Annotated in this window: 18 protein-coding genes; 3 read left to right on the forward strand and 15 right to left on the reverse strand. The window is 44.5% G+C overall.

All coding sequences use genetic code 11. The features are described from left to right. Window positions 1-152: 152 nt before the first annotated feature. Window positions 153-2,867 carry a DEAD/DEAH box helicase family protein gene (locus I2D56_RS04030; protein ID WP_195348027.1) on the forward strand — a complete coding sequence of 905 codons (2,715 nt, stop codon included), beginning with the start codon at window positions 153-155 and terminating at the stop codon, window positions 2,865-2,867. A gap of 58 nt (window positions 2,868-2,925) precedes the next feature. On the opposite strand, the gene I2D56_RS04035 is transcribed toward I2D56_RS04030, so the two are convergent. From I2D56_RS04035 to I2D56_RS04050, 4 genes are all read right to left on the reverse strand, one after another. Then, window positions 2,926-3,963, reverse strand: a complete 1,038-nt coding sequence (locus I2D56_RS04035) for a zinc-binding dehydrogenase (protein WP_195348028.1) — start codon at window positions 3,961-3,963, stop codon at window positions 2,926-2,928. 89 nt (window positions 3,964-4,052) lie between these two features. Further along, the gene (gene hemH / locus I2D56_RS04040) at window positions 4,053-5,147 is read right to left on the reverse strand and encodes a ferrochelatase (RefSeq protein WP_195348029.1); all 1,095 of its coding nucleotides are present in this window, start codon (window positions 5,145-5,147) and stop codon (window positions 4,053-4,055) included. Between the two features lie 320 nt (window positions 5,148-5,467). Beyond that, on the reverse strand, window positions 5,468-7,993 hold the full coding sequence (locus tag I2D56_RS04045) for an ATP-binding cassette domain-containing protein (protein ID WP_195348030.1): 2,526 nt from the start codon (window positions 7,991-7,993) through the stop codon (window positions 5,468-5,470). 111 nt (window positions 7,994-8,104) lie between these two features. Continuing rightward, complete coding sequence (locus I2D56_RS04050) at window positions 8,105-9,019, reverse strand: cation diffusion facilitator family transporter (RefSeq protein WP_195348031.1); 915 nt, start codon at window positions 9,017-9,019, stop codon at window positions 8,105-8,107. Between the two features lie 132 nt (window positions 9,020-9,151). On the opposite strand from I2D56_RS04050, the gene I2D56_RS04055 reads away from it, so the two are divergent. Both I2D56_RS04055 and I2D56_RS04060 read left to right on the forward strand, forming a co-directional pair. After that, window positions 9,152-9,691: a TetR/AcrR family transcriptional regulator gene (locus I2D56_RS04055; RefSeq protein ID WP_229038969.1), complete on the forward strand. Its 540-nt coding sequence runs from the start codon at window positions 9,152-9,154 to the stop codon at window positions 9,689-9,691. Between the two features lie 38 nt (window positions 9,692-9,729). Further along, window positions 9,730-10,062, forward strand: a complete 333-nt coding sequence (locus I2D56_RS04060; protein ID WP_195214023.1) for a glucuronide permease — start codon at window positions 9,730-9,732, stop codon at window positions 10,060-10,062. Between the two features lie 63 nt (window positions 10,063-10,125). Here I2D56_RS04060 and I2D56_RS04065 read toward each other — a convergent pair whose 3' ends face one another. From I2D56_RS04065 to I2D56_RS04115, 11 genes are all read right to left on the reverse strand, one after another. Beyond that, entirely contained in the window at window positions 10,126-11,646 is a 1,521-nt protein-coding gene (locus tag I2D56_RS04065) for an ABC transporter permease/substrate-binding protein (RefSeq protein ID WP_195214024.1), read from the reverse strand. Then, window positions 11,639-12,367 carry an ABC transporter ATP-binding protein gene (locus I2D56_RS04070; protein ID WP_195214025.1) on the reverse strand — a complete coding sequence of 243 codons (729 nt, stop codon included), beginning with the start codon at window positions 12,365-12,367 and terminating at the stop codon, window positions 11,639-11,641. Before I2D56_RS04070 ends, I2D56_RS04065 begins: the two co-directional genes overlap by 8 nt. Window positions 12,368-12,691: 324 nt before the next feature. Beyond that, window positions 12,692-14,299: an alpha-glucosidase gene (locus I2D56_RS04075; protein ID WP_195348032.1), complete on the reverse strand. Its 1,608-nt coding sequence runs from the start codon at window positions 14,297-14,299 to the stop codon at window positions 12,692-12,694. Between the two features lie 68 nt (window positions 14,300-14,367). Continuing rightward, window positions 14,368-16,599 (reverse strand): glycoside hydrolase family 31 protein, encoded by a 2,232-nt coding sequence (locus I2D56_RS04080; protein WP_195348033.1) that lies wholly within the window; start codon window positions 16,597-16,599, stop codon window positions 14,368-14,370. 526 nt (window positions 16,600-17,125) lie between these two features. Beyond that, on the reverse strand, window positions 17,126-17,710 hold the full coding sequence (locus I2D56_RS04085; protein ID WP_120702047.1) for a DUF1307 domain-containing protein: 585 nt from the start codon (window positions 17,708-17,710) through the stop codon (window positions 17,126-17,128). A 129-nt stretch (window positions 17,711-17,839) separates the two neighbouring features. After that, window positions 17,840-18,838, reverse strand: a complete 999-nt coding sequence (gene galE, locus I2D56_RS04090; RefSeq protein WP_023022895.1) for a UDP-glucose 4-epimerase GalE — start codon at window positions 18,836-18,838, stop codon at window positions 17,840-17,842. Window positions 18,839-18,902: 64 nt separating this feature from the next. Continuing rightward, window positions 18,903-20,375, reverse strand: coding sequence for a UDP-glucose--hexose-1-phosphate uridylyltransferase (gene galT, locus I2D56_RS04095; RefSeq protein WP_123159292.1), 1,473 nt, complete (start codon window positions 20,373-20,375; stop codon window positions 18,903-18,905). Between the two features lie 12 nt (window positions 20,376-20,387). After that, window positions 20,388-21,566 (reverse strand): galactokinase, encoded by a 1,179-nt coding sequence (locus I2D56_RS04100; RefSeq protein WP_229050181.1) that lies wholly within the window; start codon window positions 21,564-21,566, stop codon window positions 20,388-20,390. Window positions 21,567-21,807: 241 nt separating this feature from the next. Further along, window positions 21,808-24,219 carry a glycoside hydrolase family 3 N-terminal domain-containing protein gene (locus tag I2D56_RS04105; protein ID WP_123159293.1) on the reverse strand — a complete coding sequence of 804 codons (2,412 nt, stop codon included), beginning with the start codon at window positions 24,217-24,219 and terminating at the stop codon, window positions 21,808-21,810. Between the two features lie 123 nt (window positions 24,220-24,342). After that, on the reverse strand, window positions 24,343-25,785 hold the full coding sequence (gtfA, locus tag I2D56_RS04110; protein WP_023022887.1) for a sucrose phosphorylase: 1,443 nt from the start codon (window positions 25,783-25,785) through the stop codon (window positions 24,343-24,345). A gap of 258 nt (window positions 25,786-26,043) precedes the next feature. Beyond that, on the reverse strand, window positions 26,044-26,877 hold the full coding sequence (locus I2D56_RS04115; RefSeq protein ID WP_023026678.1) for a carbohydrate ABC transporter permease: 834 nt from the start codon (window positions 26,875-26,877) through the stop codon (window positions 26,044-26,046). Window positions 26,878-26,880: the final 3 nt, after the last annotated feature.

Genomic DNA, 26,880 nt, shown 5'->3' on the forward strand with positions numbered 1-26,880 from the left:
GCCTCCAAACTTGTTTGTAATATTATATAAGTCCATCTAGCCGGTGTCAAGAAAAGATAGCAAAAAGGACTATTTCCCTTCCACAGCAACTCCCCATATAACTGAATACTTTCAACTATGATATAATGGGGACAGTACAAGGGAGGAAACCTATGTTACAAGAACTAGCCTTTACAGGCCAATGGAGACACTATCAAGAACGCGTTCTCGATAAGAGTGACGCTTTTATGGCGGATGGCCACCTACATTTGGTAGCAGCTCCTGGCTCTGGAAAAACAACCCTGGGAATCGAATTTATCAGACGCTTCGGCCAGCCAACCCTGATCTTGGCTCCTACGGTCACCATTCGTCAACAATGGGTGGACCGGATTATCCAAGCATTCTTGAGTGATGAAAGCCAAGCGGAGCAATTGATCTCTCAGGACCTCAAACATCCTAAGCTGATTACAGTGGCTACCTATCAGGCTCTACACAGCGCCATGAACCAAGTCGTCGGTCAATCACAAGCTGAGGATACCGATGACCAGGCAGAGATTGAAACATTTGACTTCAAAGGCTTTGATATCTTTACTACTTTCCAAGCCATCTCACTCGGAACCCTTTGTTTGGATGAGTGTCATCACCTGCGCAATGAATGGTGGAAAAGTTTGGAAGCCTTTCGTCAAGCCTTTCCAGACTTAAAGATGATCTCCCTTACCGCCACCCCTCCCTATGAAGGGGATCCCGCCCTTTGGGATCGCTATATCCGCATGTGTGGTGAGATTGATGAGGAAATTACGGTTCCCGAATTGGTCAAGGAAGACACCCTTTGTCCTCACCAAGACTATGTCTACTTTGCCTTTCCAACCAAGGAAGAGCAAGAGCAGTTGGATGCTTTTAGCCAACAAAAGAATGCTCTCTTGCAGCAACTGACTTCCGATCCCCTCTTTTGCCAATACCTCCAAAACTGCCAAGCCTTATCAGGTCAGATCAGCGAGGATGAATTGCTCAACGATCCCAAGTATCTCTCTGCTACCCTGATCTTTCTTCGAAGCAAGGGAATCGCCTTTCCCAAACGTTTCCAGGACCTTTTAGGAGCCAAGAAACTACCTGCTTTCACCCTGGACTGGCTTGAAATTCTCCTGCAAGGTCTGCTCTTTCAGGTGCCTCACTGGTACAATCTACCTGAGGAATACGAGAAGCAAGTCCTCCATGAACTAAAAGCAGCCAGCTTAATCGATCGAAAACAAGTCAAACTGGTCCGCAACAAAAAACAAGACCTACTGCTCAACCAATCCCTCGGAAAACTCAATGCGGTTCGAGAGATTTTCAAGGCGGAATACCAGGCTCTTGGAAGTCAACTGCGCCAACTGGTCCTAACAGACTACATTCGCCAAGACTTTGAAGTTCATCTCGGGAATAAGGACGCCCAATTCACTCAGTTGGGAGTGCTCTCCTATTTTGAATCTATTCGCAGAGAAAGCTTAGAGCTAACTAGTCCTCCTGACATTGCTGTCTTAACCGGCAGCATCGTCATCATCCCGACAGTCGCTAAGCCAAGATTAGAAGACCTTCTAGGAAAGAATCGATTGACTTACCAAAGTGTCGGCCAATTATCTCCTGATGACTTTCTCAAGGTTCGCTTGGTTGGTTCTCAACATGATTTGGTGACAGCTGTGACCCAGCTCTTTCAAGAAGGGCTCATCCAGGTTGTCATTGGAACCAAGTCCCTTCTAGGAGAAGGCTGGGATGCTCCTTGCGTTAATTCCCTAATCCTAGCGAGCTTTGTCGGCAGTTTTATGCTCAGCAACCAAATGCGAGGTCGTGCCATCCGAGTATGGCCTCAGGAGCCAGACAAGACTAGTAATATCTGGCACCTGGTCTCCATCAATCTTTCCCTAAAGAAATGGTATGAAAAGTCCGATCTTGAAAAGGAAGAAATCGAAGCCATCACTGATCAGTTGAAAGAATACAGTCCTGATCTGGAGCTCTTAGAAAGACGGATGAAGCAATTTTTAGGTCTCCATTACAAGGAGCCCTTCATCGAATCTGGTATTGAACGTCTAGCCTTTGACAATATCCGCTATACCAAAAAACAGTTGCAGAAACTCAATGAAGAAACCTTAGAGCGCTCCACCCATCGTCAAGAACTCCGAGACGGATGGCAAAAAGCCCTGCCTATTCTGGAGAATATGGAGATTGCAAATGAGGTCCAAGTGGATAAACACTTCCTTCCCCTAGCCCTATTTTTTGATGCTAGAAAGCTAGCTCGTTGGCTGACGGCCGCTACTTTGACCGATGCTTTCGCCAACCTGATTTACTACTCACATAGAGGAGGAAGGAATACAGCGTCTCTTATTCTTCTATTCGTCTTAGCTGTTATCGCACTCCTTGCCTGGCTCCGCTACTATCTCTATAAGAGCCCTTATAAACGGTTAGAGGCCTTTGGACAAGCTATTCACCAAGCCTTGCTCCTCTTTGGGCATATTCAAACCCAGGAGACCCGTATCCAAGTCGTACGAGACAGAAAGGATGCCATCAACACGCTGATCTATTTGAAGGGCGGAACCATGCGGGAGAAGGAACTTTTCTCGCAAACCATGATCGAGTTTTTCGCGCCGATTGAAAATCAGCGCTATATCTTGAAAGCACAAGAAAAGGTATCCGATCAGACAGAATATTTCGCCGTACCAAGCCTCTTTGACAAACGGAAAGAGGATGCCCAAGCCTTTGTGGAGCAAATCCGAAAGAGTCTGGGCAAGTATGATCTCGTCTATACCCGAAGTGCGGAAGGTCGCGCCATTCTCCTAGATGCTCGCATCAAGGCCTTAGCTAACAAACAAGAGCGTACCTTCACCAAGAAACAAGTGATGTCGGATTTGAAATAAGAATTTATTTCACAATAAAAGAAAAGTCTAGTAGTTTCATTTCTACTAGACTTTTTCATTACTCAATGATAATCATAGCCTTAATAGTCTTGCGTTCATCCATATCTTTGTATGCCTGATCAATCTCGTCCAAGCTATAGCTATGGGTGAAGACGCGGCCTGGATTGATATCGCCATCAAGGACAGCCTTAAGCAAGAACTGTTTATCATAAGTAGTAACTGAGGCTGCTCCACCTGCCACTGAGATATTTTGGGCGAAGGTCGAACCAAGGGCACGGTTATTGTAATGAGGTACGCCGACAAATCCCATGCGTCCTCCATTATGGAGGACTCCAAGGGCCTGCTCAACAGCTGCTGCGGTACCGACACATTCAAGGGCCGCATCTGCTCCACCTCCGAGGATTTCACGGACCTTGGCAATGCCTTCTTCACCACGCTCAGCGACAACTGCTGTCGCGCCTGACTCCAAGGCCATCTGTTGACGGTCTTGGTGACGGCTCATAAGGACGATTTGTGATGCTCCCCGCATTTTGGCTGCGATAACCGCACATTGTCCAACAGCTCCGTCCCCGATGACCACTACTTTGTCACCAGGCTTCACGTCTGCTACACGCGCTGCATGGTAGCCCGTCGGCATGACATCTGCCAGCGTCAAGAAAGATTTGAGCATGGCTTCTGTATAATCTGATGGTTGCCCTGGAATTTTGACAAGGGCCCAGTTGGCGTATTCGAAGCGCATGTACTCCGCTTGCACCCCATCAGACCAGTTGGTGCCGATATGACGGTCACAAGTCCCATCGTAGCCAGCACGACAGGCATCACACTCCCCACAACCATGGGTGAAAGGGGCGATGACAAAGTCTCCTGGTTTGACCGTTGTAATGGCTTCTCCGATTTCTTCGACAATCCCAATGGCTTCGTGGCCACTATTTTGATGCCCTGCTTCAATATCTGGATTGCGGTAGCTCCAGAGATCGGATCCACAGACACAGGTACGAACAATGCGGAGAATAACATCATCCGGCGCTTCGATTTGCGGGCGTTCTACTTCTACTAGACCCACTTGCCCAGCTTTTGTATAGACTGTTTTCTTCATAGGAACAACCTACTTTCTATTGCTTACTTACCTATAGTATACACTTTTTATCGAGCTCTAGCCCACTTCCTGATTTAAAACTCCATCTTTTAATCATATTTTTTTCCATACTTCTTTTCTAGCATTTTCTTAATCAAATAGGGCATTTTGACATTATCGCGGCCTTTCTTATCAATCAATTTTCTGACAAAATCGGGCATTTGAATATCTTTTTCTGCTTCCAAAATCTGACCTGTACTTGAAGGAGCTTCCAACTCATCAAAAGTCTCTAGCTGAGGTTGATAGTCACTATAGTCACCATCTATATGAGACTGAATGGTTGACAGAAGGGCTTTAATCAGTCGTGAATCGCTATTTGGCATAGGAGGTCGGTGATAAGCCACTCCGAGCTCCTGGCATAGCTCCTTACACTCCACATCATTATCAAAAAGAACTTCAATATGCTCACTAATAAAGGCAATCGGAACAAAAATATAGTGGTCAGGGTGTTCCTTCTCATCATGAAGGTATTCTAAGACATCAGGCTTAATCCAAGGAATACCTATATCACTCTCACTCTGCCAAGTATTGGTGTACTGATCCTCTTCAAGCCCTAAAATCTCTGCAATCATGCGACTATTGTCATAAATCTGATCGATATAAGGATCACCAAAATCAAGTGCCAAAACTGGGACACTATGAGCTGAAAAAATCACCTTATAACTGTCGTCTCCAATCTGATCTAAAATCTTTTGGATTTCATCAACCCAATAGTGGAGTAGGTCAGGTTCGCGGTACCAATCCTTGATAATTTGGAACCTAATCTGCTCACTTTCTAAAAATTTCTCATATCCCATGACAGAATAGTAGGAATAATGAGGCTCTAAAATCAAGCACAAACATTCTTCAATTCCGTCATTCTCCATCTCTTTGATTACATCAGTGATAAAAGGGCGGGAAAATTTGTTGGCAAAGTAAACCGACGCTTGATTTCCAAGAGCAGTAGCAACCATGTCCACTTCTTCTCTAGTTATCCTTTGGAGTGGGGTTCCACCGATTCGGACGTAATTGTCATATAAAGTCTGAATTTCATGTGGTTCAGGACGAACCCCACGGCGTATATTTGTGAAAAATTCCGCTACTCCTTCATAGGTAATCTCTTCTGGTGAACCAAAAGTCATCATCAACACAGCTCTTTTACTCATAACTACTCCTTACTATATACTTTCCACTATTTTACCATGAAAAGGATTTCTTTAGGAAGCTCTTTTATAAATCATTTGGAAGAAGCAACTAATTTTCTAGGTAAATACACAAGCTATTAAAAGAAATCATTCAAAGAAAGTGGAACAAATATCTTTTTATGTCCAATCCGATACTGTATTATTCTTTGAAAACAACATCTATTTGAAATGACCATCTTTCATGTAAGGAGAGAAGGTTTGAATCTCTTTCTAAGAATTTCTACACAATAGAAAAAGTGGATAAAGAAACATTTTTCTATCCACTTTATTGTTTACAGCTTTTATTCGCTACGTAAAGATTCCACTGGGTCTTTCTTTGCGGCGATGCGTGAAGGGATGAGACCAGCTAACATAGTAAGGACAATGGAGATACCGATCAGGATGAGCGCTGCTTCCCATGGTAACTGCGCCACGTTTTCCACGTTGGTCATTTTCGCAACGACGGCATTGATTGGAATCGTCGCAAGAAGTGTAATGGCGATACCGAGTACCCCGGAGATGAATCCTTCGATGGCTGTTTCGGCAGTAAAGATACGACGGATGTCTTTCTTCGAAGCCCCCATTGCACGTAGGATTCCGATTTCTTTTGTACGTTCGAGAACCGAGATGTAGGTGATAATCGCAATCATAATCGATGATACGATGAGCGAGATGGCTACGAAACCGACGAGTACGGTTGTAATCACGCCCACCATTGTCGTAATCGAAGACATGATGGTTTGAATATCGTCGGAGTAGACGAGCACTTTCTCGTCTTCGCCAGCGTCTTTTTTCGCTGTGTTATAGGCGTTGATGAAGTCCTTCAACTCTTGTTTTTGTTGGAAGGAAGAGGTGTAGAACTCGATGGCAGCCGGTTTGGATTTGTCGATGACACCCAATTTCGCGAGGTTTTCCTCGTAAGTGGCAGCCGAGTTTTCGTTGTATTGTTGGATGTATTGCGCTTGTTGTTCAGGCGTCAATTTTACCAACTGGATTTTTTCTTCTTCGGTTAAATCAGCCGAATTGAATGGTTTTGGATCTTTGGCAAATTCTTTTCCAGTAAATACATTAATGGTTGGGTTGGCTTCTTGCTCTTTTACGATGTCACTGTTTTGAATTTGCTCAGAAGTGTAATCGATAAGGGCGCTTGTATAAGCCACACCGCCAGAAGGAGAGTTCACACCCGAACTGGTGCCTTCTTTTTGACGGAGAACGCCGACGATTTTAAGCTCGAGACCATTCTCGATTTGTGCCTTCATATAGGCTTCGTCGTCAATTTTATTCATCCATTGGTTGTTCTCTTTCACGAAGCGGTTTGTGTTGACAACGGCTTTAAATGTTTTTCCGATGAAATCCTTATACTGATACGTTTGTGATTTGAGTTCGTCGAGTTTCTTCACATCGTTCAATTCGCTAGGGTCTTTAATGCGTAAGCTATAAAGGAGGAGGTCACTGATTTGGTTTTCTTCATCCACGATCAGGACGATTTCAGATTTATCCTTCGGAAGGCGACCTTCTAGCACATCATATTGCGCATTAAGCATCTCCTGGTCGCTTGACAGTTGGCTCCAGTAGTCGATGTTTTGCAAATAGCCTTTAATTGTTTGGTTGGCCGTATCGACTTCGTCCGCGAGGTTAGACGGAAGAATGCTCTTTGGACCGTTGGAGGTGTCACTGGCGTAAATATAGGGTTGTAAATTGTACTGGTAACGAGTATCTTTTGTAAGGTGTGCGACTTCTGAAGCGTGTTTATCCAAGTAGGTTTTGAAGGAAGCGAGGTCATTTTTCCCGATTTGTTTTTTCAATAGATTCGTTAAAAGCGTATTGACACCGAGTTCGTTTTTATCCCTATAAGGCTTTTCACTCAAGTCTGGAGAGGTTGCCATCAGATTACTCTGGTTCTGCTCGCTAATCGTCAATGGCAAAGAGACGAGAGTGTCTTCTTGCACCTTTTTCACATAGTCGCTCACACCATTTGAGAGGGCCAAGATCAGGGCAATCCCGATAATCCCGATGGAACCAGCAAAGGCAGTCAGAAATGTCCGACCTTTTTTCGTCAATAGGTTATTAAACGAAAGGGCCAAAGCCGTCAGAAAGCTCATCTTTGTCTTTGTGAAATGAATGTCGCCTTGTTTGGGTTCTTCGGTTGGTTCGTATGGATTCGAGTCGCTTAAGATATTTCCATCTAATACTTGTACGATACGTGTAGAGTAGGTTTTCGCCAGTTCTGGGTTATGCGTCACCATGATCACTAGACGTTCCTTGGCGATGTCTTTTAATAACTCCATGATTTGAACAGAAGTCTCAGAATCGAGCGCTCCTGTTGGCTCATCGGCTAAAACGACTTTAGGATTATTGACAAGGGCACGCGCAATCGCAATCCGTTGCATTTGTCCGCCAGACATTTGGCTTGGTTTCTTATATAAATGATCTTTTAGGCCAACGCGTTCAAGTGCTTCGATGGCACGCTTCTTACGTTCCGATTTAGAAACGCCAGAGAGCGTCATCGCAATCTCGACGTTTGAGAGTGCCGTTTGGTGACCAATCAGATTATAGGATTGGAAGACGAATCCGATGGTGTGGTTTCTGTAGCTATCCCAATCGCGGTCTTTAAATTGCTTGGTTGATTTTCCTTGGATGAGTAAATCACCCGATGTGTATTGGTCGAGTCCACCGATGATATTTAAGAGGGTGGTTTTCCCTGAACCCGATTGTCCGAGAATCGAGACGAACTCATTTTCACGGAAACGAATCGAGATATCCTTTAAAGCGTGAAACTCTTGATTCCCCGTATAATACACTTTTGAAATACGTTGTAGTTGTAACATATACTCGATCCTTTCATAAATATGAGTAGTCTATCACAATTTGAATCGGGAGTCAATATATTAAATCGATGATTTCTAAAATATCCTCAACAAAGGAATGATCGATTTCCATTAATGATGGTGATGGTGGTGGTGATCATGTCCATGACTTTGACTGGCTTCCAGCTCTTCGATATTTCGCTTGTGGGCGCGGTGAGTTGCTAGGTCTTCATCCACTTCGATGGTGACATTTTGAAATCCCCTCTCTTTGAGCAAGGCACGGATCTCTTCTTTACAGACCACCATCTGCTCCATACGTTTGAGACAAACATGAACAATAGCATTTTTCTCTAGTCCATCCATGGTCCAAAGATTCAGCTGATTGATACTAGCCACATGGTCCAACTGCTCCAAATCACTCTTCACTTGCTGGATATCTACTCCTTCTGGCACAGCATCCAAGAAAATCTTAACGGTGCTCCAAAAACGTGGAATGGCTTTGGACAGAATAAAGAAGGAAATAGCAAGAGACAAGAGGGGATCTAGGATATACCAGTCAGTAAATCGGAGGACAATGGCCATCAGGATGACGGCCAACCAACCCAAGGTATCTTCCAAAAAATGCAGGCTGAGAATGGATTCATTCTTGGTTTGTCCCTTGCGAATGACCAGACTCGCCAGCACATTGACACTGATAGCAATAATTCCCAACCAAAGAAGCCCTTCGTCATTGACGGGCTGAGGGTGGAAAAGCTTGCTTACATTTTCTAAAATCACCATACCAGCCCCGGTCATCAGAATGACTGCCGTTACTAAAGCCCCTAATAAGCTAAAACGCTTGTAGCCTAGGGTATAGCGACTATCTTCTTGACGATTGGAAATCGTTTCTAGAAAGGCCGAGAGGCCAATGGCTAGAGCATCCCCCAAGTCATGAACAGAATCAGCGAGAACAGCACTGGAACCAAAGATTCCCCCTGCAATAAACTCAACAATGGCAAAACTTAGATTCAGGAAAAAAGCCAGCCAAACAGCACGTTTTGAACTCATTTTTTTACCTTCCTTTGGTATAATAGTAATAGTATTATCTTCTCACTAGTATTATCTCTAACTCTAAAAAGAAAGGATAGGGGCAAACTGTTTAGGATGTACGTTACTGAACAATTTGTTCAAAGTGTCCATATGACAACACAGGATCGTCGTATTACCAAAACTAGAAAAGCTATCTATCATGCTTTTTTACACTTACTCAACCAAAAAGACTACGACATTATTACCGTTCAGGAAATTATTGACCGTGCTGATGTTGGTCGCTCAACTTTTTATAGCCATTATGAGAGCAAGGAACTCTTACTGGATGAACTCTGCCAAAAACTCTTTCACCACCTCTTTGAGCGAGATGATCAGCTCTCTCCCCAAGACTACCTAGCCCATATCTTTCAGCATTTCAAGAAAAATCAAGACCATGTGACCAGTCTCTTGCTTTCCAAAAATGATTATTTTATCCGGCAACTGAAAAAAGAACTGGAGCACGACGTCTACCCCATGGTAGCTGAGAAACTGATTCAATCGCACCCCAACATCCCCCACTCCTATCTCAAACACCTGGTCGTAACCAACTTCATTGAAACCCTGACTTGGTGGTTGAAAAAAGGCAAGACTTACACCGAACAAGAAGTCATCCAGTTTTATTTGGAGATTTTAAACGTCGCTTCTAACTAAGGTGCGACTTTACATCATGTATCATAGAAAGGAAAACTATGCTCCTCCCCATTCTTCTCGGCTTTTTTACAGCCTTCTTAGCCCTTGCTTTTGCTCTTCTTCATTTATTAGTCAGCCTTTCCGAATTAAAAAAGGGCAATAAGACCCTTGGAATTTACCTACTTTTTATAGGAAGTAGCCTTGCGACCTTCTCTTTCATCCTCTACTTCCTTTTGCCAATTGTTGCTTTATTCATTTGGCTGATCGGAGTTAGCTTGATTTGCTATGGAGCCTATTGGAATGGCAAGCACAAAGAAAACTTCCATCTAGCCCATCATGTCATTCGGATTGGAATCGCTCTGGTACTTACTATCTTGTTAGCCTTAGTATGAAAAAAAGGATCTTTTGATCCTTTTTTTCATACTCATAAATTAAGCTAATACTCCTTTAAAAATCTATTTCTTGATCATCTCTTCCTGAATCAAAAAATCACGCGCTACTTGATTAGCCGACTTGCCTTCCACACCGACTTGGTAGTTGAGCTGGCTCATTTGATCTGCTGTGATTTTTCCAGCCAGTTTATTAAGAACAGCCTCCAATTCTGGATGTTTTTCGAGTAATTCAGCTTTCATGAGTGGGGCCCCTTGATATGGAGGGAAGAGTTGCTTGTCATCTTCGAGGACCACGAGGTCATAGCGAGCAAGCTCGGCATCCGTTGAGTAGGCATCTGTTATCTGGATATCACCGGACTGGATAGCCTGGTAGCGAAGGGCCGGCTCCATGGTGGATACTTGTAGATCAAGACCATAGACCTTCTGCAAGCCCTTGTTCCCATCTTCTCGATCATTAAACTCTAGCGTAAATCCCGCCTTGAGTTGTCCTTCCACCTTTTTCAAATCGGAAATGGTCTTGAGGCCATACTCTTGGGCAATTTTCTTAGGCACTGCGACAGCATAGGTATTCTGATAAGCCATGGGTTTGAGCAAGACCAGATCGTCTTGTTTCTTGATCCCATCTCGGGCCGCTTGATAGACTGCTTCTGGATCATGACTGACTTGCGGCGCCTGCTTGAGGAGACTTTCGGTCACGGTCCCTGTAAACTCTGGATAGATCGCGATATCCCCTTTTTTCAGAGCTTCATATAGGAAGGTGGTCTTGCCAAAATTTGGCTTGACGGTCACTGTCATGTCCGTGTTTTCTTCGATCAAAATCTTGTACATATTGGCTAGAATTTCAGGTTCTGGACCTAATTTACCAGCTATGACCAGGTTTTCTTTTTTCGGTTTGGGAAGAAGACTTGGTGTATAAGAAGCTCCTAATCCAATAACTAGCACAGCAAAGGCCGCAAAGATGGTCCGCAATTTGGCATTTTCCATCCATTTGAGAAGCAGGTTAAAGGCGATGGCTAAGAAGGCAGAAGACAAGGCCCCAATCAAAATCAGACTGGCATTATTGCGGTCAATCCCCAGAAGGATAAAGGAACCAAGTCCCCCTGCTCCAATCAAGGCAGCAAGGGTAGCCGTCCCGATAATCATCACAGCTGCTGTCCGAATGCCAGACATGATGACAGGCATGGCCAAGGGAATCTCAAACTTCTTGAGTCGTTCCCACTTGGTCATTCCAAAGGCGACCCCTGCTTCTTCGAGACTTGGGTCAATCCCTTGCAAACCGGTAATGGTATTTTGAAGGATGGGGAAAATGGCGTAGATGACCAGAGCTGTCAAGGCCGGAAGCGTCCCAATCCCCATGATGGGAATGAAGAGCCCTAAAAGGGCCATAGAAGGAATCGTCTGGAAGATTCCAGCTAACTGTAGGACCCAGTTGCTCGCTCTCTTGCGAGTACTTAAATAAATAGCCAGTGGAACAGCTAGAAAGATAGCAAGGAGCAAGGTCAGTAATGACAGTTGCAAATGTTGCCCCAGTGCAGTGACCCAGTCTCCAAAGCGTTCTTGGAAGGTTGCAAGTAGTTTAGACATGGTGAGCACCTCCAAATAAATCCGCAACAAAGTCGTTGACTGGCTGGGCTAGAATGGTCTCAGCATTCGCCACCTGTACAATCTCTCCTTCTTGTAGAACCGCAATCCGATCGCCTAATTTCAAGGCCTCGTCCGTATCATGAGTAACGAAAATAGTCGTCATACCAAATTCTTTGTGCAAGTCTTTAGTGAGAGACTGTAGCTGCTTACGAGAAATAGCATCCAAGGCTGAAAAAGGCTCGTCCATCAATAGAATCTTTGGCTCTGCAATGATGGCCCGCACAATGCCGATTCGCTGTTGCTCCCCACCTGATAACTCGCTCGGTAACCGATGAGCATAATCTGTAGCGGGCAGACCCACCTTGTCCAAGAGTCCTTCTGTTTTAGAGATAATTTGCTCCTTGCTCCAGCCCTTCATCTCAGGAATGAGAGCAATATTCTCAGCGACTGTTAGATTTGGAAATAGGGCGATGGCCTGCAAAACATAACCAGTAGAAAGACGCAACTCTCGTTCATCATAGTCCTTGATACGTTTTTCATCCATATAGATATTGCCATCTGTCGGTTCCAAAAGCCGATTGATCATCTTGAGCATGGTGGTTTTTCCAGATCCTGAAGGTCCTACCAAGACCATAAATTCTCCCTGCTCAATACGGAGATTGACATCTTTTAAAATGTCAGTATCCGTGTAGCGCAGGACTACATTTTTGTATTCAATCATGTTCTTCCTCACCATCTTCTTAAAAGCTAAGATTCTTATCCCACTTTTTATAAGAGTGTAATCATTATCATAACATTGTAATACTAGATATTACATCTGTCAACGATTTTGATTTGAAATTATATATATGAAAAAGAGGCTGGGACAAAAGTCCCAGCCTCTCAATTGTCTTTGGATTGTCGAGCAAGACGCAGTTGTTGAGTGGGCTCTACTACGCTGATTTCATCAGCTTTTACAGCCCTACTCAACTGTGCGGAGGTGGGACGACGAAATCGAATTCTAACGAATGACCGATTTCTGTCCCACTCTCTTTTCTTACCTTCATTAGGCCAACTTGACACAGAAGGCATCCCAAGGGGCTAATTTTCCGGATTCAAGTACTTGCTCTACCTTGGTATTGGAAATGATGACCTTCTCAACTCCATTAACCAGCGGTAACTCTTGCTCTTGGCTTGAGAGATTGACCACAACCAAATAGACTTGCTCTCCTTCTACCCGCTTATAGGCAAAGACCTTGTCTACTGCGTCCACCAATTCATAATGAGCCGTCACAAGCCAAGGCTGCTCTTTTCGTAAGGCAACGAGAGCTTGGTAGGTATAGAAAATGGAGTCTGGATCTGCTAAGGCAGCTTCTACATTAATCTCTTTGTAGTTTGGGTTGACCGCAAGCCAGGGACGACCTGTCGTAAAGCCAGCTTCTGCTTCATGATTCCACTGCATCGGTGTCCGTGCATTGTCCCGACCAATATGACGGATTTGATCCATGATCACTTCGAGAGGAACCCCTTTTTCTAAGGCTTCATGAGCATAGTTGATCGACTCAATATCTTCTACGTCCTCAAGGCTCTTAAATGGAAAATTGGTCATCCCGATTTCTTCCCCTTGATAGATATAAGGAGTTCCCTTCATCAAGTGAAGCAGAATCGCTAAAGCCTTGGCAGATTTGACACGGTAGTCGCCATCATCCCCCCAAGTTGACACAATCCGTGGCAAATCGTGGTTGTTCCAAAAGAGGGAATTCCAGCCTTCCTCTTCTCCTAATTCCGTCTGCCACTTGGTGAAAATTTCCTTCAATTTAGGCACATCCAATTCCTTAGCGTAGTGCCACTTTGGTTGACCCGGTTGGTATTGAAGGCCGATATGTTCAAATTGGAAAACCATGGACAATTCTTGATTTTTCGGATTGGAGTATTGCTTGGCAATCTCTGGAGTTGCTCCCCAAGTTTCTCCCACTGTGAGCAGATCCTTATCGCCAAAGGTCGCTTGATTCATTTCCTTCAAGTAAGGATGGAGCATGGGACCATTGCTGATGATTTCCTGATCTGGGATCTTACCGATCATATCGATCACATCCATACGAAAGCCACCAATTCCCTTGTCAATCCAGAAATTCATCATGTCATAGATCTGATGACGGAGCTCCTCATTTTCCCAGTTAAGGTCTGGTTGCTTCTTACTAAAGTTATGCAGGTAGTATTGACCTGAAGCTTCATCAAATTCCCAAGCAGAGCCACTAAAAGCAGAAATAATGCCATTGGGCTCATCGCGCCAGATATAGAAATCCCGCTTTGGACTGTCTGGGTTTTCACGCGCCTCGATAAACCAAGCATGCTCATCAGAGGTATGGTTGACCACCAAGTCCATGATGATTTTGATCTTGCGTTTCTGACCTTCTGCGATCAATTCTTCCATATCTTCCATGGTACCAAAGATGGAGGCAATATCCTCGTAATCCGAGATGTCATAGCCGTTATCATCCATGGGACTCTTGTAGACTGGTGAGAGCCAGATGGCTGTAATCCCTAGCTTTTCCAGATAGTCTAGCTTGCTCGTGATCCCCTTGAGATCCCCGATGCCATCGCCATTACTATCCTTGAAACTTTTTGGATAAACTTGGTAAATTACGGCGTTATGCCACCATTTTTGTTCCATTTTTTCTTCTCCTTTATGATTGTGAAATCACTTTCATCATACAAAAATAGGGGTGAAATTGCAAGAATTTACAAGTCTTCATTCTCTTCACTGGAATAAATCACTTCAAAGAGACGTTGGCGCAAGCCTTCCTCTAAAGGTGTGATGACCTTCATCAACTGTTTCCAATCCTTGGCTCTTGAACAAGCCGCAAATAATTCGTTTTTCCTATCGTAGGCCAGGTTGGCAGATTTTAAGAGCTCAAACATCCGATCTTCTTTGGCAATCGGATGCGATTGCAGCTCACCCATCGCAATTTCTTGACTTTGATTGTCCACTAAAATAGGGGCTGTCTCAAAGGTATGGAGCAAGAAACGGTGCTGTCTCTTTTCAGGAAGCAAGGCTAGATCACCTGTTAAATCCAGTCTAATCTTTCTTTCATCCCAATCGACTGTTACGCGGGTTTCAACCTTGCTAACTCCTTCTCCTTCGACGAGTACGAAGGAACGATTGTCGCCTGGGAAGAGATGCCAGTCCAGCATTTCTGGAAGGTTCACTCCTGTCTGTGGTTGTGCATCCATAGGGATGATGGCTCCCGCACGTGCAAAGACTGGAACATCCTGGCTGGTCCTAAAGACCGTAAGCTTGCCTCTTCCTTCATACTTCCAATCATGGAAGAAATCGTACCAAACGCCGTCTGGGAACCAAACGCTCACAGAAGCACTATGAAAGACAGGATCCAGCGCTTCGGTAATTGGTGCCACCATGAGTTCACTGCCAAAGAAATATTGATTCTTCGCTTCATAAGCCTCTTCTTGGTTTGGATAATGGTAATAAAGGGGTTGAACCAAGGGCAGCCCTTCTTCGTGCGTTGCCACATTCATGGTGTAGAGATAAGGCAGTAAGCTATGGCGCAGGCGCAAATACCGCTTCATCAAGCGACAGGTCTCAGGCGAGTAAAACCACGGTTCCTTGCTGTTAAAGGCATTACAAGAACTATGGAGACGATTGATCGGGCTGAAGACCCCAAACTGCAACCAGCGAAGAGCCAAGTCTTCATCATAGTAACCCCGCATATGGCCACCAATATCGTGACTCCACCACGTGTAGCCGATATTTGAAGCTGTGCTGGTAAAATAGGGTTGAAAGGCTAGGGATTCCCAAGTCACAATGGTATCCCCTGAAAAACCGATTGGATACCGGTGGCTTCCAGGCCCCCCATAACGTGATAAGATGAGACCAGCTTGACCTGTTCGACAATTGTCTAGATAATGATAATGATTTAACAACCAAAGTGGATCCATCTTGCCATGACTTCCCTGTTGCCAATCAATCCACCAAAAGTCCACTCCTTGATCTTCTAAGGGATGGTGGACATCTTCGAAATAGGCTTCACGAAAGGCTGGACTATAAAAGTCAAAGCTGGCTACTTCTTCCTTTTCAGTATTGAGTCCCAAGCGATTTGCGACCATGGGATAAGCATCCTCGAAGGCTCGAATTCCGTCTGCTGGATGAACATTCAAGGTCACCTTTAAACCACGCTTATGCAAACCATGTAAGAAGGCAGCTGGATCAGGAATCAAGTCCCGGTTCCAACTATAGCCCGTCCAACCACTTCCAAAGCGAGCAGGAATCTCCGTCTTGTGCCAGTCCATATCGATCACGCTGACAGCTAGAGGTACCCCTTCAGCCTTGAAACGATCCATCAAATCTGTGTATTCCTGACTGGTATAAGGCCAATACCGGCTCCACCAGTTTCCCAGAGCATATCGTGGCAAGAGGGGTGGCTGTCCCGTCAGATGGTAAAAATCTTTCAAGGCCCCTAGATAATCGCGCCCATAACCGAAGAAATACAAATCCACTTCTGGACATGACCGTGCTCTAAATCCGCTTTCGACATCATACAAATAAGAAGCAGAATCGTCCAAAAGAGCATAGCCTGCTTTGCTTAAAATCCCATCTTCCAACTCCATAGCTCCATCGACCTCATCGAGCGTCCGACTGGTCCCCTTTAAGGTCTCAGGCCGATCCCCATAGTGCCATCGGCTACCATAGACTGCATACTGGCCCTTGAGTTCGATAAAAAGCCGATCCGGTGCAAAAGGTCCCTTTTCAAAATGAAGGTGGAGATGCTCCGTATGCAGATCGAGGACCTCTTCGGTCTCTGTGATCTCACAAGAAACTGGTCCAAAATCTCTATCTTGCACAACTTGCGTCTGTCCATCCTCAAAAACACCATTCTCTGAATATTCCAAGCGCACCAAAGATTCCGTTAACACGGAGATTCGGTAGTGCTCTCCAACTATCACTGGTCCTGCCATTTGTTTTTTCTCCTCTTTTTATAAGGCATCTAACTTGCCCATCTTTTCATCTACTTCGTTCTACTGTGTAAGCGTTTACGATTTTACTATAGCATTCAAAAAAAGGCCTGTCAACACTTGACAAAGCCTTTCCTAAAATTTTATAAGATCAACTTCCCCAATTGATCAAGAGATTCTTGACGACCTTGAGGACGGACGTTAGGTGAAATTATCCAGTGGATGATTTCAGCAATCCAGGAAGTTCCATGACTAAATCAAGATACAAAGGGCGTCTGCGGATAAAGTCAAAATAGGGAGCTGGGCAGAAGCACTGTTGTATAGGATTGCTTCGTTGTCCTGCCCCCACATCTCCTCCTGCGATCCCTTTTGGTAATTGGGTTGAGCAAGTCTTTCCCCCCAGTCCCATTAAATTTCTCCGATATCCTCCTGCTCTAACAAACAAAGAGACCTTCATAACAAAACACCCCAAAAGTTAGTTTTTCTGTCTAACTTTTTGGGGTGCAGAACCGCTTAGAATATCAAAACATTATTTTTCGACCATACCACTGTTAATGAGACTTTCTTTCGTCACAGAATAACTAACTGTACTGTCATTTAGAGGATTAAAGCCTGGAACGATTTCTTTTAGCTTTTGCAAATCGATTTTCGTGTAATCAATTGTATTGTAGATATAGAAGATACCGTCTTTGTATTCTGATGTCAGTTCAAATCCGTTACCTATCAGATCTTTGAATTTTTCTTGGCTTATGGCAACGGCTTCTTTCATTTCTTCAAGAGGGTTATCTCCATCCATTTTTGAAATATTATAATCATCAACCTTTTCTTGTACTAATAAAGTATCTCCCTTGTAATACAAGGTTACGGTTGACTTACCTGCTTCATCACTGGTTTCGAGAACCGTTTTTTGGGCACCTACTCTTGAGTCCTCTTCTTTAACCTCATCAGTTGATGAATTTTTGGTCTTTGCTTTAGTTGATGACTCAGTTGTCGCTTTCGTCGTCGCTTTAGTGGACGTTTGAGCGGTAGATTTTGGTTTCTCTTTTGACGCACAACCAACTAAGAGAAGACCAGCTGACAATAAGATGGCTACTGTTTTTACAGTTTTATTCATTTTGAATCCCTCACTATTTTATGATGATTTAGGAAATGACTGACGTCTGAAACCAGTCATTTGGCAAGATCAACTGTAGATATAGATGTTATAAGAAAACCCTCAAAAATGATGGACGCAGTCCCCTCCTTACCGATCATTGTACCCATCTGGGTGGCTGGAATGCCATGCCCAGGCTGTTTGGATGATGGTTTCGATATTATCAAATTTTGGTTGCCATCCGAGGATCGCACGCGCCTTCTCAGAAGATGCGATCAGGGTATCTGGATCTCCTGGTCTGCGGTCTGCAATCTCAAGCGGGATCGGATGCCCCGTCACCTTGCGGGCTGCTTCAACGATTTGAAGATTAGAGAATCCGGTAGATGAGCCCAGATTAAAGGCAGTAGATGGATTGCCATTACGCAGATACTCCACCGCTAGCAGATGGGCATCTGCCAAGTCAAATGGATGAACATAGTCACGTACATTGGTGCCATCTGGTGTATTGTAGTCATCTCCAAAAATGGCGATCTTTTCGCGTTTGCCTTGGGCCACTTGTAAGACGATTGGCAGGAGATGGGTCTCTGGTCCATGGTCTTCGCCAATGGATCCATCTGGTTTGGCACCAGCCACATTAAAGTAACGAAGGGGGACATACTTGATACCATAGGCTTGATCGGCCCAGCGCATAATGGTTTCCATCATGAGCTTGCTTTCGCCATAGGGATTAATCGGTTTTTGCGGAGTGGTTTCAAGGATCGGAATTTCTTCTGGAATGCCGTAGGTGGCTGCGGTTGAAGAAAAGACGATGTAGTGAACCCCACATTCCTGCATGACTTCCAAGAGTTTGACCATGCCCGCCGTATTGTTGTCAAAATATTTCAATGGATCTGCCATGGATTCAGCGACTAGGGAATAGGCCGCAAAGTGGATGACGGCGTCAATATCTGCATGTTCCTTAAAAACAGTGCGCATGAAGTCTTGATCCGCCAGGTCTCCTTGGTAAAAGACGGCATCTGGATGCACCGCTGCGCGGTGGCCTGTGACCAGGCTATCCACCACCACGACTTTTTCCTGTCCTTCATTGACCAAGCGGTCTACCATGTGGGAACCGATATAGCCAGCTCCTCCGAGTACGAGTATTGCCATTTGTTTTCCTTTCGCTTCTTTATCTTCTCTCTTATTGTACCAAATTTCCGCATCTTCTCCATCCTTAAAGTGTCGCGACAAAGCGTCTAAAGGCTGCTTGCCCTTCTGCTGTCCGCTTGTAGACACCCGCATCTTCCAGCACCCGCGCAAAGATTTGGCCGACCGATTCACGGACAATGGCCTCAGCCTCTGCTTCTTCTGTAATGGATGGGTGAGTGGCTTTCAAGTCAGCTGCCCAGTCCAGGTGGTAATTGGCTACAGTGCTCTCTTGTTTAAGCAGATAGTCTTGGACCTGCTTAAGCTCTTTCTTAAGTCGAGGAGGCAAGATAGCCAAGCCCATGACTTCGATCAGACCGATATTTTCTTTTTTGATGTGTTGCACATCTGCATGTGGGTGGTAAATGCCATCTGGATGCTCTGGTGAGGTTTGGTTGTCACGGAGCACCAAGTCCAGTTCATAATGCCCATCACGGATTCGTGCAATGGGGGTAATGGTATGATGGGGTTGACCGTCGGATGTGGCTAAGACTTGAACGGCTGGATCCGAGTAACCTCTCCAGGTCTTTAGGATATGGTCCGCCAGGTCAATCAATTGCGCCTTATCATCTGATTGCAAACGAAGCACGGACATGGGCCAGTTGACAATCCCTACCGATACAGCCTCAAAGCCCTCAATACTTAAGCTATCCTCAACAGAAGCCAGCTCCATAGGGAAGGTATGTCGTCCCCCTTGGTAATGGTCATGAGTCAGGATGGATCCCCCTACAATGGGTAGATCTGCATTGGACCCTGCAAAATAGCCTGGAAAAGTCTCTACAATGGTCAAAAGTCGCTCAAAGGTTTTGCGGCTAATGGCCATAGGAACGTGTTGGCTATCGAGGAAAATGCAGTGTTCATTGAAGTAGGCATAAGGGGAATACTGGAAGCCCCAGTCATGACCGTCCATATCAAAACGAATGATCCGATGATTGGCACGGGCAGGATGATCTAGGCGACCTTGATAACCTTCATTTTCAAAACACAATTGGCAGGCTGGATAATGACTGGCTTTCGCAAGTTTAGCCGCTGCAATGTCTTTAGGATCTTTTTCAGGTTTTGACAGATTGATGGTGATTTCAAGAGAACCGTAGGGAGTTTCTGCCTCAAAGGCGATATTTTGCGCAATGGCCTCTACTTTGATGTAGTCGTTGCGCTTCGAAAGGGCATAGAAATCAGCAATCGCGTCCTCCTTGGACTGACGGTAGGTCTCCCAAAAATGATGGTTGACCTGACTAGGACTGGGGGTGATCCAATCCATCAACTCTGCACCCAAGCTGTCCTTGGCGGCCATGCTATCTTGAATCATATTATTCGCAACTGCAATCTCCACCAACTGATCTTTGAGCGCGATCAAGTCTTCTTTTTGGGCTGGTCCATCTAGCCCTTCTTCTCCAACGCGACTCATGATGCGATTTTTTAGATAAATCCGATCCATCTCTTCGTAGTCACTCGCCGCAATGACGGCTGTGACAAATGCATCTAATATCAGTTCTGTCATCCTATCTCCTTTTTAATCAAGCACCCGTGTCCCCGCAGCAACCTCTGCAATGTAGAAACTTGGCGCATAGCCAACGATTTCCTCATAGCGTTTGCCGACAGCTTCTTCAAAAGCTTCAACCTTGTCTTTGTTGACGAGGGCGATGGCGCAACCACCAAAGCCTGCTCCGGTCATACGAGCTCCTAAGACGCCGTCTTGTTCCCAGGCTGTATGCACCAAGGTATCCAATTCTAAACCAGTCACTTCGTAATCATGCTCCAAAGATACGTGAGAAGCATTCATAAGACGGCCAAAGCCTTCCAAATCACCTGCCTCAAGCGCCTTACGAGCTTGGAGGGTCCGTTGGTTTTCGAGTACCGCATGGCGAGCTCGTTTGATGCGATTGTCATCTTTGATCAGGTAGCTGTAAGCATCAAATGACCAGAGATCTAATTCCCCTAAGGTTTGGATATCTAATTTTTCTTGGAGTTCAGAGACGGCTGTTTCACATTCTGCACGGCGTTCATTATATTTTGAATCCGCTAATTCCCGGCGTTTGTTGGTATTCATGATGACCACGACATTGTCTTTGAGATCAAGTGGCACCAGATCATATTCTAGGCTATTGGTATCTAGATAAATAGCCCGTTGATCTGCTCCCATACCGATGGCAAACTGGTCCATGATACCCGAGTTAACTCCGATGAAGTGATTTTCGGTTTGTTTCCCGATTTTGACCAGATCGAGACGATCTAACTGAAGATCAAATAGTTTCTCAGCGATGACGCCAATTAAGAGCTCAAGGGAAGCTGAAGAGGAAAGGCCTGATCCATTTGGAATATTTCCGTAAACATAGACATCCATTCCGCTATCAATGACATGACCAGCTTCTTGTAAGAAATGAAGCACGCCTTTTGGATAGTTGGTCCAGTTGTGCTCTTTTTCAAAATGAAGATTCTCCAGTGGGACTTCAATAATCCCCTTATCTTCAAAATTGCCTGAGAAGAAACGCAAGACCTTGTCTTCGCGCTTTCTTGTAGCCCCGTAAGTACCAAGCGTAATGGCTGCCGGGAAGACATGTCCTCCATTATAGTCCGTATGTTCACCGATCAGATTGATCCGTCCTGGTGAAAAGAAGGTATGATCAGCCTTCTCGCCAAAGACAGCCTGAAACTTTTCTTGTAGAGATTGAGACGTGATTGATGTAGTCATGAGAAACTCCTTTAGTTCTTTGTAAACGTTTTTATACCTGTATTATATACGAATAGAAGTAAAAATTCAAGTATTTTTAGTAAAATTTTATTTAATTTTTATTTTGACTTTAAAAAGCATACAATAGAGGTTTTTGTCCTGTTTCAATTCCTATTTATTTCTTCCTATTTCAAGTTAATTTTAGTAAATTTTTACTAAAAAATCTCAATTGGGAGATCACCCAATTGAGATACTAAATCCCTTAATTTTTCTTTCTCGGATAGACAAAAGATCCAAGGAAGGTTAAAAGGCTGACACCCATGAGGGATAGAAGGTTTTCTGTTTGACCCGTCTTTGGCAATACCGATGATGCAGGGCTTGCTGAAATGGTGGCAGGAGCCTGATCCGTGTCATGTGACACAGAAATCGGAGTGACTTGTGGACCATCAAGAGGGCTTGTTTTTTCTTGCTTGCTAACAAGGACCTGTGTTCCCGTCTTTCCAACCTCTACTGGTTTTGTCTGATGAGCTGGATCTAGAGCTGGTGGAGTTGGATCTTGGGCTTCTGGTGTCGGTAATGGAGCAGGTGCTGGATAAAAGAGACCATGACCAATGCGGTAGGCGTACTCTGTTTCCGACAGTTTTCCATCTACAATTTTTGGAATATCAACTGGTAAGGTACCTACGTGTTCCTTGCCATTGAAGATGACTTCCACTCCTGCAGGAATATTTGGACCAAAGGCATTGTCTGGTCTGAGGGATTCCGTTGGATCCATTCCCTTATTTCCATAGACTGCTAAAATGGCTTTAGCCGCTGGATAGTTGGCTACATCATAAGGTTTGGAGATCGAAAGGATAGCTGCCTTCTTCTGCTTGGTGTTGGCATAATGGATGATCTCTGTTGGGATCTTGGTCCGCCAGAAATCTTTATCCAGTTGCCCCTCATAACCGATCTCTGAAATCACCACGATATGGGTTGCTTTCTCTAGGTCTTCTTTTAGACTATCAAGGGTGGATGCTTTGGTGAAGTTCTTCGCCACAAAGGAGGTATCTTTTGGAAGCACCCCATCCGCTATTAAGCGACGCATGCCCAAATTTAGTCCAGGGACTTCATTTTCAAAAGCTCCTAAGAGTAAGACATGATCCCCTTTTTGGACCTTAAATGGCAAGGTATTGTCTTCATTTTTAACAACCGTCACCGCTGCTGCCGCAATCTTGCGTTCCAAATCACGATTCAGATTGGATCCGACTGTTTCTTCTGCTTTTTCAGGCGTCCGAGCACTTGGATCAAAATTTAGGACCCCACGTTTTTCTTTGAGGGTGAGGATCCGACGAACGGACTCATTTAAACGTTCTTCTGAGATGTCACCCGTTTGCACTGCACGAACTACTTCATCAACAATGGTATCAATTTTGGTCAAATCAGTTTTACTGCGAAGGGTTGTTGGCATCAAGACCAGGTCAACTCCTGCTTTGATCGCCATTTTCACAGCTTCAACCTCACCGAAGTTCTTAGAGATAGCGTCCATTCCCATAGCATCGGAGACAATCACACCCTTATAGCCGTATTTCTTCCGTACCAAGCCTGTTAAAATATCATCTGAAAGTGTCGCTGGAACATAGATTTTCTCACCGGTTTCCTTTGACACAACCTGATCCTTTTCAATTTGTGGGTATTGGATATGAGCCGTCATCAAGAGGTCTACACCTGCATCCATGGCTTTCTTAAATGGAAGGAGTTCTAATTTTTCAAGTTCGGCAAGAGATTTATCCACCAAGGGGAGTCCTGTATGCGAATCAACCGCTGTATCTCCATGACCTGGGAAATGCTTAGCAGCTACGGCCACATTGTAGTCCTGAATTCCCTTCATCATTGGAATTCCTAAGTAAGCAACACGGTTTGGATCAGAGGAGAAGGAACGAAGCCCAATGACAGGGTTTTGTGGATTATTATTCGTATCCAATACAGGTGCGAAATCAACATTCAAACCTAAGGCAGAAAGTTCTCGACCGATAATCTGACCAGCTTCTGTCGCTAACTTGGGATCATTGGTAGCTCCAATGGCCATATTTCCAGGGAGAGCTGTACCGCTACCCAATCGATAGACGATACCCCCTTCTTGGTCGATCGCTAACAATAGCGGAATCTTCCCATTATTGGCCTTGTTTTCAATGGCCGCCTTTTGCATATCTTGTGTCAGTGCAAGTGTTTGTTTGGTTTCTTTCACATTCTCAGCAAATAAAATGACGCCACCAAAGTCATACTTATCAATCGCCTCTGCCACTTCAGCATTGACCTTCGTGAGATCTTGTGGCGACTCCTGGCCTGCCTCCTGCCACTTACGGAAGTCTGGCATAATCATTTGAGTAACCTTTTGCTTGAGAGGCATGTCTTCCAACAGTTTTTCCACTTCAGGCGATGCTGTCTCCCTTGTTGTTTCTGTTGGCGAGGCAGCAGGGACTGCTTCACGGTCAGTCGCAGCCGGTGTCTCAGTTTCCCCTCCCTGATTTTCAGTGGAGGTTTCTGGAGTTGGAGAAGCCACAACCTCTTCTACTGTTGCTGCCGGTTCATTGACCTGATCCGGTGTTTGAGCTGTGTCTGCCTTTGCTGTTTGGACCGATAATAGAGCAAAAGCCGTTAATAGGGCCGCAGATGGATACATGATTTTTTTCATAAAGCGACCTCCTTTCCTCATGGATATTGTACCATGATTTTATAGTTGTGTAAACGGTTACATATCCTAAACTTAAAAAAGGATAAGCGTTTCTTCACTTATCCTTATCTAGTTTCTTATTTTTTAAAATACGATTTCTTGACCGTTTTCTGTCACTTGGTAAGTGCCATCAGCAAGATTGATTCGGGCTCTTGCTGTGACAGTCTGGTCTTTGTTTTGACGAGTGATGACAATGGTATGTTCATCAGGTGTTTCCACCTCGATCCTTCCTTCTAAGTCAAAAGCTGAGGAATGGTTCCGGAAGCTAAAGAGCTTGAGAAGAGATTGTACGACTGGACGCTCTACTTCTTGAGCAATTTCTTCATTGCTGTAGTAATGACGGTTGATATTGCGTCCTTCTTTTGTGTTTTCTAAGAGTTCCAAATCATTCTTTCCAGCTAAAAATCCAACATAATAAACTTGTGGAATGCCTGGCGCAAAGGCTTGAATCAAACGGGCTAGGAAATACTTGCGATCGTCATCTCCAAGGGCTGAATAATAAGTTGAGTTGATTTGGTAGATGTCCAAGTTATTGTATTCTGCTGTTGAATATTTGCGTTTAACATTCGCTCCTACCTTGTAGAGCTCATTTGAAGCATAGTCAATCTCTTCATCTGTCAAGATATCCTTGACATCGACCACCCCAATTCCGTCATGAGTGTCGAGTGTCGTGAATTGCTTCATCGGACTCATCTTCAACCACTTAGCAAGGCGTTCCACTTTTGAGCTATAGAGGGTATAGAGGGTCACCATTGGAAGGGCAAAGTCATAGACATAATAGCCGTGATCGGCAATCTTAAACTGGATGGAATAGTGCTCATGGATCTCTGGCAGGAGCTCAGCTCCATAACTGGCTGCCATATCGCGCACCTTGTCCAGCAAGTCCCAAATATCTGGCTCCACAAAGAAATCATTGGTGTCTAATTTCTTGACCGCATAGGCAAAAGCATCTAAACGAATGAGATCACAGCCATTGCTTGCCAGGTGTTCGATGGTCTTGCGGATAAAGTCCATGGTCACTTCCTTGGTCACGTCTAGGTCAATCTGCTCTTCACCGAAGGTATTCCAGAGATGCTCAGTCGTCCCATCCGCAAAGGTAATTTCTTGCTTAGGAGCTCGGTCTTTGCGCTTGTAAATCAAATCGACATCTGCTTGAGTTGGACGATTCTCCGGCCAGAACTTATCCCAGTTGAGAAAGAGATCTTTGTAATCACTTTGGTCGTGCTTTTCTTGGTAGTCCTTGTAGTATTTAGACTGACGGGAAATGTGATTGATCATAAAGTCAAACATGAGGTAATACTTGTCGCCCAGCCGTTTGACATCTTCCCAATCCCCAAAGGCTGGATCCACTTGATCGTAGTCCACAGGCGCAAAGCCTCGGTCTCCTGTAGATGGGAAAAATGGCAAGAGGTGAACCCCTCCTACTGCATCCCCAAAGTGTTTCTCCAGATTTTCATAGAGGTCCTTGAGGTTATTTCCCAAGCTGTCTGAGTACGTAATTAACATGGTCTTGTTTTGAATTGGCATAATGGTTTCCTTTTTCTTATTTGAAAACCAAGTCTAAGAAGACCTGGCTTTCCTGAGAATATCTATTTTAAGAATGACTTTTTAAGATACGAGGGATACGATTTAAATCAGCAAGCTGAATCGTCCCTTTGTATCCGGAATTGAACACGGGACTAATTTCTTAGGAAAAAAGATAAATCTTCTTGTGTGCAAGCACACTACGTCGATTTCCTATTTTTCTACAGAAATTTTCAGCAAGCTGAATCGTCCCTTTGTATCTTATTTCACTGCACCGTTGCTCATTCCTGCAATGATATGGCGTTGGAAGAAGAGATAGACAATGGTGATACTGATAATGCCGACCACGTAAGAGGCAAAGCTTGGTCCGTAGTCGTTGAAATATTGGCCTGCGTAGTTGTATTGGAACAAAGGCAAGGTCCACATTTTGGAATCCCGGTTCAAGACAAGGAGTGGCAACATGAAGTCATTCCAGAACCAAAGGGCATTGATGATCATGGTTGTCGCATGCATGGGTTTCATCATTGGGAAGATGATGCGGAAATAGGTTGTAAATTTATTCGCACCATCGATCTCTGCTGCTTCATCCAAACTTTCTGGAATAGAGATCTTGATATAGCCCACATAGAGAAAGAGAGTCTGTGGAATCGCATAGGTCAAGTAGAGCAAAATCAACCCAAAGGTGTTGGCCAAACCGAGCTTGCTCATCATGACGGTAATCGGGATCATGATTACTTGGAAGGGTACGAAGATACCAAGGATTAAGAGGGTATACATGATGGTAAAGGCTTTTCTCTTACTCATATTACGAGCAATGGAGTAGGCTGCCATAGGGATACAGATCATCACAGCAAGAAGGGACAAGACAGTGATGACAACTGAGTTCCAGTAATAGCCTCCGATACCATCAGCCAAGAGGCGACTAAAATTGTCCCATGTGAAGTTGGTTGGAAAAACAAAGAAATTATCTACAATATCCTTAGTTGGTTTGAAGGAACTAAAGAGGGTGGCAAGGAGCGGTACTAAAATCAGAACCGATCCTAGAATCAATAGAATGTATTTGCCAATCAAGGCTTTTCTTTCATCTTGTTTCATCGT

The sequence above is a fragment of the Streptococcus australis genome, from assembly GCF_015553625.1.
GTDB lineage: Bacteria > Bacillota > Bacilli > Lactobacillales > Streptococcaceae > Streptococcus > Streptococcus australis_B.

Bases quoted from the DNA above. Each gene is read 5' to 3' on its own strand.
- I2D56_RS04035 (WP_195348028.1), bottom strand. From the start codon at position 3,963: ATGAAGAAAACAGTCTATACAAAAGCTGGGCAAGTGGGTCTAGTAGAA.
- I2D56_RS04075 (WP_195348032.1), bottom strand. From the start codon at position 14,299: ATGGAACAAAAATGGTGGCATAACGCCGTAATTTACCAAGTTTATCCA.
- I2D56_RS04080 (WP_195348033.1), bottom strand. From the start codon at position 16,599: ATGGCAGGACCAGTGATAGTTGGAGAGCACTACCGAATCTCCGTGTTA.
- gtfA (WP_023022887.1), bottom strand. From the start codon at position 25,785: ATGCCAATTCAAAACAAGACCATGTTAATTACGTACTCAGACAGCTTG.
- galE (WP_023022895.1), bottom strand. From the start codon at position 18,838: ATGGCAATACTCGTACTCGGAGGAGCTGGCTATATCGGTTCCCACATG.
- I2D56_RS04050 (WP_195348031.1), bottom strand. From the start codon at position 9,019: ATGAGTTCAAAACGTGCTGTTTGGCTGGCTTTTTTCCTGAATCTAAGT.
- I2D56_RS04115 (WP_023026678.1), bottom strand. From the start codon at position 26,877: ATGAAACAAGATGAAAGAAAAGCCTTGATTGGCAAATACATTCTATTG.
- galT (WP_123159292.1), bottom strand. From the start codon at position 20,375: ATGACAGAACTGATATTAGATGCATTTGTCACAGCCGTCATTGCGGCG.
- I2D56_RS04055 (WP_229038969.1), top strand. From the start codon at position 9,152: ATGACAACACAGGATCGTCGTATTACCAAAACTAGAAAAGCTATCTAT.
- hemH (WP_195348029.1), bottom strand. From the start codon at position 5,147: ATGAGTAAAAGAGCTGTGTTGATGATGACTTTTGGTTCACCAGAAGAG.
- I2D56_RS04030 (WP_195348027.1), top strand. From the start codon at position 153: ATGTTACAAGAACTAGCCTTTACAGGCCAATGGAGACACTATCAAGAA.
- I2D56_RS04085 (WP_120702047.1), bottom strand. From the start codon at position 17,710: ATGAATAAAACTGTAAAAACAGTAGCCATCTTATTGTCAGCTGGTCTT.
- I2D56_RS04060 (WP_195214023.1), top strand. From the start codon at position 9,730: ATGCTCCTCCCCATTCTTCTCGGCTTTTTTACAGCCTTCTTAGCCCTT.
- I2D56_RS04105 (WP_123159293.1), bottom strand. From the start codon at position 24,219: ATGAAAAAAATCATGTATCCATCTGCGGCCCTATTAACGGCTTTTGCT.
- I2D56_RS04045 (WP_195348030.1), bottom strand. From the start codon at position 7,993: ATGTTACAACTACAACGTATTTCAAAAGTGTATTATACGGGGAATCAA.
- I2D56_RS04070 (WP_195214025.1), bottom strand. From the start codon at position 12,367: ATGATTGAATACAAAAATGTAGTCCTGCGCTACACGGATACTGACATT.
- I2D56_RS04100 (WP_229050181.1), bottom strand. From the start codon at position 21,566: ATGACTACATCAATCACGTCTCAATCTCTACAAGAAAAGTTTCAGGCT.
- I2D56_RS04065 (WP_195214024.1), bottom strand. From the start codon at position 11,646: ATGTCTAAACTACTTGCAACCTTCCAAGAACGCTTTGGAGACTGGGTC.